7 protein-coding genes are annotated in these 6207 nt (G+C 63.2%); all 7 read right to left on the bottom strand.

Annotated elements, in window-relative coordinates; genetic code table 11:
• Positions 1 to 134: 134 nt before the first annotated feature.
• Positions 135 to 488, bottom strand: a complete 354-nt coding sequence (locus P4L93_08965; protein ID MDR3687070.1) for a prepilin-type N-terminal cleavage/methylation domain-containing protein — start codon at positions 486 to 488, stop codon at positions 135 to 137.
• Positions 489 to 646: 158 nt separating this feature from the next.
• A complete protein-coding gene (locus P4L93_08960) occupies positions 647 to 1540 on the bottom strand; it encodes a hypothetical protein (GenBank protein MDR3687069.1) in 894 nt (297 codons plus the stop codon).
• 41 nt (positions 1541 to 1581) lie between these two features.
• The gene (locus tag P4L93_08955; GenBank protein MDR3687068.1) at positions 1582 to 2436 is read right to left on the bottom strand and encodes a cytochrome c3 family protein; all 855 of its coding nucleotides are present in this window, start codon (positions 2434 to 2436) and stop codon (positions 1582 to 1584) included.
• Between the two features lies 1 nt (position 2437).
• Positions 2438 to 3493, bottom strand: a complete 1056-nt coding sequence (locus P4L93_08950; GenBank protein ID MDR3687067.1) for a hypothetical protein — start codon at positions 3491 to 3493, stop codon at positions 2438 to 2440.
• Positions 3490 to 4764, bottom strand: coding sequence for a polysulfide reductase NrfD (gene nrfD, locus P4L93_08945; GenBank protein ID MDR3687066.1), 1275 nt, complete (start codon positions 4762 to 4764; stop codon positions 3490 to 3492). Before nrfD ends, P4L93_08950 begins: the two co-directional genes overlap by 4 nt.
• A gap of 4 nt (positions 4765 to 4768) precedes the next feature.
• Entirely contained in the window at positions 4769 to 5692 is a 924-nt protein-coding gene (locus P4L93_08940) for a 4Fe-4S dicluster domain-containing protein (protein MDR3687065.1), read from the bottom strand.
• Positions 5689 to 6207, bottom strand: a 519-nt coding sequence (locus P4L93_08935) for a cytochrome c3 family protein (GenBank protein MDR3687064.1), incomplete at its 5' end; no start/stop codon positions are given. The genes P4L93_08935 and P4L93_08940, both read right to left, overlap by 4 nt.

The raw sequence follows: 6207 nt of genomic DNA, 5'->3' as shown, positions 1-6207 counted from the left end.
GCGGGGCGGGTGGTATAAGTTATAGGCCCTTGTGCTGCGGGATCTCGGATAAGGTTTTTTTTTCAATAGGCGGGGGCGGGGGGGGCCGCCCGCCCCCCCCTTCTCTTTGCCATAGACGTGGACGCAACTAGCGGTTAGTAATGCGGGTGACCGCAGGTCAGGCTTGCCAATGTAACGGTGCCCGATGCGTCCATCGCGTACTGCTGGCCGCCGAGCGGGCAGACCGGCGGCGCCTTCACAAAACCGTTTGCGATCAGCGGGTGTGTGGCGTCGACCGTACCGGCCGCCGGATACGCCCCGTATTGGCTCGAGTAGTTGATCGCAGCGCCTTCGAGCGTCCGCTGGTTCGCGAAGCAGGTCTTCTGCTGCGCCGTGCTGCGCGCCGCGTTGAACACCGGCACGGCGATGGCCACCAGAATGCCGATGACTAGAACGACCACCATTAGTTCGACGAGCGTGAAGCCCTCGCTCTTGCGCGATCGCTTCATAGCCTCGCACCTCCTCCGCCCTTGAGGGGAGCGCGGGCGACCTTATGTCCCCGTGCAGGGCCGACTATCGGCTCCTCGACACGCCGGGGGAAGGTTTCGCGCACAATGTGCGGTTTCATCATGTGACGCCGAGCACACACCCGCCTCGGGGTTCCGACTTACTTGACGAGTTGTAGCGCCGGGTTGAAGTTCAACTGCGGCACAACGCCGTGGCAGCGTATGCAGAACGGTGCCGTATGACACACCTCGCAGTTGCGATGGATGGCAACCTGCTTGCCGTGCTGCGTACGCCAGTCGGCGGTGTGATCACGAGGGCGGCGAGAATGGCAGTCGGCGCACCAGTTCGCAGTCCACGCATGGCAGGGCTTGCAGTCGATCTTGGACTGCATGAGCGGGTGGATGATGGTCCAGTTCGCGGCTTGGTGGCTCGGCGGAATCGCCTTGTTCGTGTGGCACGTCGAGCACGAGTTCTTGGCCACCTTGCCGTCGTGGCACGTCAGGCACGTCGCCATCCTCGGCTTGTTGGTCCCTTCAGGGCTCTTGGCGTGCACCAGGTACGTGTGGCATCTCACGCACTGCATCTTGAGCACGGCGACATGGGCGAGATGCGGGATGTTGAGGTCGCCGGACGGAGAGACGGTGCGTAGGTCTGTGTGGCAGCTCTGGCAGGCAGCGTTGACCGGCACCGGGTAGAGATGGGGCTGGCGGTTCGGCATGACGATCGAGAGGTAGAACTCACCGACCATCCTTGCGGCGTACAGGGTCTGGTCGAGCGGACGCGGTGCGATGTGGCACTGCTGACAGGCGACGTCGGCGTGTGCCGATGTCGACCACGTCTTGTACTCGGGCGCCAAGTTGGAGTAGCGCTGGACGAAGCTCGGCTGCAGGGCGATGTAGCCCGGTACGATGACCAGGATCGCGAACACGATGAGGACCGCGCCGAGCCTCACGAGAGCGCGGACACGAGCGCTGGAGATTGCCTCCATGCGCCAAGCACGTCGGATGCGTCCGCCGCGGGGCTTGTCGTCCTTCATGTCGTTCTCGTCGGGCACCGTTCCTCCTTACGAGAGGATGGGTTGGATCGATGACAGAGCTAGTGGCACTTCGCGCAGAACTCGGCGCCGTGGCAGAACAGGCAGCCCTTGGTACCAATCGCCTTGGCGCGCGCCCCGTGGAGTTGCTTCCAGTTGCCAACATGCGACGGCGGCCGATGCGAGTGGCACTCTCGGCAGTAGTTGGGAGCCCAGGCGTGGCACTTCGCACAGTCGATCTTGCCGACCATGGTCGGGTGCACGGTCAGCCAGTCCTTGGCCAGGTGGCTCGGAGGAACCTGCTTCCGGGTGTGGCATTTGTTGCACTGGTTGGTGGCCTTGACGCCGTTGTGGCACAGGCTCAGGCATGTCTGCATCTCGGGCTTGTTGAAGCCCGCCGCGTTAAGCGAGTGAACGAGGTTCTTGTGGCACACGGCGCATTTGATCTTGAGCACTTCGACGTGCGCCCGGTGTGGGATGAGCAGGTCGCCTGCGGGTGAGACCTCGCGGTAGTCGGTATGGCACTTCTGGCACGCCGCGGTGTCCGGCACCGAGAGCAGGTTCTCGTCGCTCGGGCCGAAGATGAGCTGCGAGTAGAAGGCCGGAATCGACTTGGCGGCGAAGGTCAGGAAGCCCACAGGGCCGGGGTCGACGTGGCATTGTGCGCAGGAGATGCGCGCGTGCGTTGACTTGCGCCACGCGTCGATTCGGCTGTGCAGCTGAGGATATCGATCGTAGTAGCTCGGCTGCAGGGTGAAGTAGACGGGCAGCACCAGTACGAGGATGACGAGCAGCGCGATCGCCGACTTCCAGGGGAAGCGGCGGCGCTTGTGTGCGGGTGCTTGCGGCTCGCCGGACTCGAGCGGCTCGGCGGGAGCGCCCATATCGTCGGGGGGCATCTTGTCGGTCTCGGCCACTTTAGGGGGTCACCGTCGTCTCGACGAACGTCTTCACCTTCGCGCCGAACTGCTGGTGGCAGTTGTTGCACTGGGAGGCCTGGTGACACGCGAAGCAGCGTCGCGGATCTCCGGCGAGTTTCTCGTGCCCGGTGCCTATCCACGCCGTGTTGTCAGTGCCGTGGAACGCCGGGCGATTCGCGTGGCAGTCCTTGCACTCCTGCAACGTCACGTGGCAGGTCATGCACTTGGACTGGTCTACGAGCGCGAACGTGCCGTGCTGTGTCAGCCAGTTGCTCTTGACGTGCGCGGCCTCGATTGCCGTGACGGTCGATGCATCGATGGTGTTGGCGAATACAGGCAGTTTGCCCGTGGTATGGCACGTGCGGCACTGCTCGGCGGTGTGACACTTCTCGAGGCAGGCGTTGGGCCCGACGACCTGGACGACCTTGGGGTGATCCTGCTTCCAAACGCCAAGGCTCTGCTGCAGCTGGTGATGGCAGTTCTTGCAGTCGTTCGCCTGCTTGAATCCAACGTGGCACGCGAACGAGGCGCACACGGTCGAGAACGGCATCCTCTGGTGCTGCTGCATGTACGTCTCTTCGTGACCGGTCCAGCGATGGCACGTCATGCAGTCGCGAGTCTCCGTGATCACGCGGAGGTGCGCCGGGTGCGGCACCTTTGAGGTCCGAGCCGCGTCCATGCTCCAGTCGTAGGCGTGGCACCTCAGACACGCTTCGCGCGTTGGGACGCCGAGCTTCGTGAACACCGGCGAATCCGACTTGCTGAACAGCCCGACATAGAAGTCGGCCACAAGCCCGATTCGGTAGCCCACTGCGTTGCTGGAGTCGACGTGGCACTGCGCACAGGTCATGCCCTTGTGGCTTGACGTCTGCATCGTCGAGTAGCTGCGCTGATAGGCGGGGTAGCGCGATAGGTACGATGGCTGAGCGGTGAAGTAGAGAGCGACCACAACGCCAAGTATGAGCAGCGCTGCGATTACGCCGAGGACGATCCACCACAGGTTGCGGGGCAGATTCGCGTTCTTGCTCTGTCTTGTGCTGGTCTCCTCGGTCACGACGCCACCTCCGGCTCAAGCTCAGCTCGGGCAGCAGCATTGAACTCGGCGTCGTAGTCGATCACAGGCTCGCCGTGACCGTCGTCCTCCGGCACCTCGATCGGAAGCACCTTCAGCGCAAGCGTCACGAGCAACATGCCGAACGCCAGAATGCCCAGGGCGAGGAAGATCTCGACGGCGCTTGGAACGTACAATCCGATGTACTGACCCAGCGGGTCGCGAACGAAGCCCATGCCTTCAAGCGAGTAGCGCTTGAGGAACACGGCGAACACATAGAGCGACGCAGCGGTGATCTGTACGGCCGGCAGATGTCGGGTCTTGCGACGCGACAACAGGGCAAACGCGGTGCCTCCCAAGACAAGGACTGGCACGAAGAACCACGTGTACGTTCCTGTGAAGAACTCCATCATCCTGATGGTGTGACCGGGCTCGGCGGACGTGGGCCAGAATATGGACAGGATCTCGACCACGAGCATGAACAGGTCGATGATCATGACCGTTGCGAGCAGCGTCGAAAGGCTGCGGAACATGCTCGGCTTGAACTTCATCTTCGTCAGCGATTGGACGATGTAGGCAACGATCAAGAGGAGCGATACTCCCGACGCCGTTGCCGAGGTCAAGAAGATCGGCACCATCATCGCCGAATGCCACAGCTCGCGAGACTTGTTCATCGAGAGCACGAATGCCGTTGTGGTGTGCAGATAGATGGCCGCCGGAAGCGCGATGAGCGTCATCGTGAGGGCCAGCTTGTGGCCGCCCTTGCCGGTGATCAGAACCCACAGGTCCACGAAGCAGATGATCATGTAGATGTTGGCCGCACTACCCGTATACACGAACGGTGAGGTGGGGTTTGGCGTCAGCAGCATCCAGACGGCTCGCCACGGCCGCTCCATGTCCGTCACGATGCCGAGAAGTGCCAGCATGACCAGGACGCCGGCGAGCAGGACGGCCAGGCGTGAGAGCGGCCTGAACTGCTCCGCGCCGAATAGATGCACGCTGGCGTAGACGACCAGGCCGCCGGCTGCCAGCCCGACGTAGTACATGTAGTTGGTGAACCACAGGCCCCACGGCGTGCCGTCGCGCATCGCCATGACGGCTCCGCCGTGCGTCATGTACACGAGCCACGCAACGGCACCCACTGCCATGAACGCACCGAGCACGCCCACCCACGTCCAGTAGCGCGGGCTGGCGGCCTTTAGTGCACCGAAGTCGAAGTCCACGCCGATGAAACGGACTACGCCGGGGCGGGATTTGGCTGTTGCATCAGTCATCTCGTCACCCCACATACCAGATCATGGGACCGGAGCCGAGGTCTTCCTTGAGCCGGAACGCCCGCCTCGTGCGGATGAGAACCGAAACGTCGCTGTTAGGGTCGTTCAGGTCGCCGAACTTGCGAGCACCAACCGGGCAGGCCTCCGTGCATGCGGTGGTCATGCCGTTGCGGGTGCGCTGGACGCAGAACGTGCACTTCTCCACAACGCCAGACTTCTGCTGAAGGGGCACCTTGGGGTTGATCTCGGCCTTGGGAACTTCTGGGTCGACCCAGTTGAAGTGGCGGGCGGCGTACGGGCACGTCACGATGCAGTTGCGGCATGCGATGCACTTGTTGTAATCGATGAGCACGATGCCGTCGGGCTCCTTCCACGTCGCCTTGACCGGGCACCCGTAGACACACGTGGGCTTCGCACAGTGCATGCACTGGACGGGCAGATACCACTTGTCGGGCGAGCCGCCCTCCGTGTAGTTGGCGTTGGACGTCTCCAGGTCGACCGAGCCCGGCTCCATCTCCAGCACTTTGATGTAGGTAAAGCCTGAGTTGCGGCCGATGTTGTTCTCTTTGACGCATGCGTAGACGCACTTGCGGCATCCAACGCAAGCCTTCACGTCGATGACCATCGCCCACTTCTGGTTGCCGGCGGGGTCGGCATACCAGACGGGCTTGCCCGGGTAGTTGACGGGCTGATCCTGGTCGATGATGTGCTGCAGCGGGTTGATCTTGCTGGCGAGCGTGGGCGCCCCGGACTCAGCACCGTCTGCCGAGGGGAGGGTCTCCGGCGAGGTGAGCACTGCGGGGATCGCGCCCACTACCACCAGACCAGCGACGATGCCCACTCGCTGGAGGAACTGCCGCCGAGAGATCGTAGCCTTGAACTCGGCGGTTTCCTCGCTCGCCGAGACGCGACCATTTTCGTGGCTCATCGCTTGAACCTTCCTGAAGCCAGCATGCCGATAAGCCCGCCCGCCGTCACCACACCGACAGCCGCGATCGCCGCGAACCACCATGGCGTCGTGACCGGAGGGTTGGGTGCGGGAGAGGCGAGCGCCTTGAAGGGCTCGCGCGTGGGCAGAACCTTGAACTGGAAGCCGGTGCCCACGAACGGCATCAGCGGCGGAGCATATATGTAGCCCGGCGTGTGCGGGTCGTGGCACCCGGCCGCAACGCAACTGGCCTGGTGCTTGCCGTGCGTGCCGGCTTTGAACTCCTTGTACTTGTTCTCGTGACAGCGGTAGCAGACAAGCGAGATGTCGCCTGTCTTGATATCGATCAGCGAGCCATCGATCGCTTTGAGCATCCCGGGGTTGCGCGTCATGTCGTCGTGGCAGACGGAGCACGCCGCCTCGCCCGGGCCGAGCTTGTCGTGACCGACGAGAATGACTTGGTGACGCTGGAAGCCACCTGGAAGCGCGCGGTTGGCGTTGCCGGTGCCCGCCAG

The sequence above is a fragment of the Coriobacteriia bacterium genome (genome assembly GCA_031292615.1).
Taxonomy (GTDB): Bacteria; Actinomycetota; Coriobacteriia; order Anaerosomatales; family JAAXUF01; genus JARLGT01.
The sequence above is the reverse complement of the archived record's forward strand: the minus strand, read 5'-3'. Positions and strand labels throughout refer to the sequence as shown.

Bases quoted from the DNA above. Each gene is read 5' to 3' on its own strand.
- P4L93_08940 (MDR3687065.1), bottom strand. From the start codon at position 5,692: ATGAGCCACGAAAATGGTCGCGTCTCGGCGAGCGAGGAAACCGCCGAG.
- P4L93_08965 (MDR3687070.1), bottom strand. From the start codon at position 488: ATGAAGCGATCGCGCAAGAGCGAGGGCTTCACGCTCGTCGAACTAATG.
- nrfD (MDR3687066.1), bottom strand. From the start codon at position 4,764: ATGACTGATGCAACAGCCAAATCCCGCCCCGGCGTAGTCCGTTTCATC.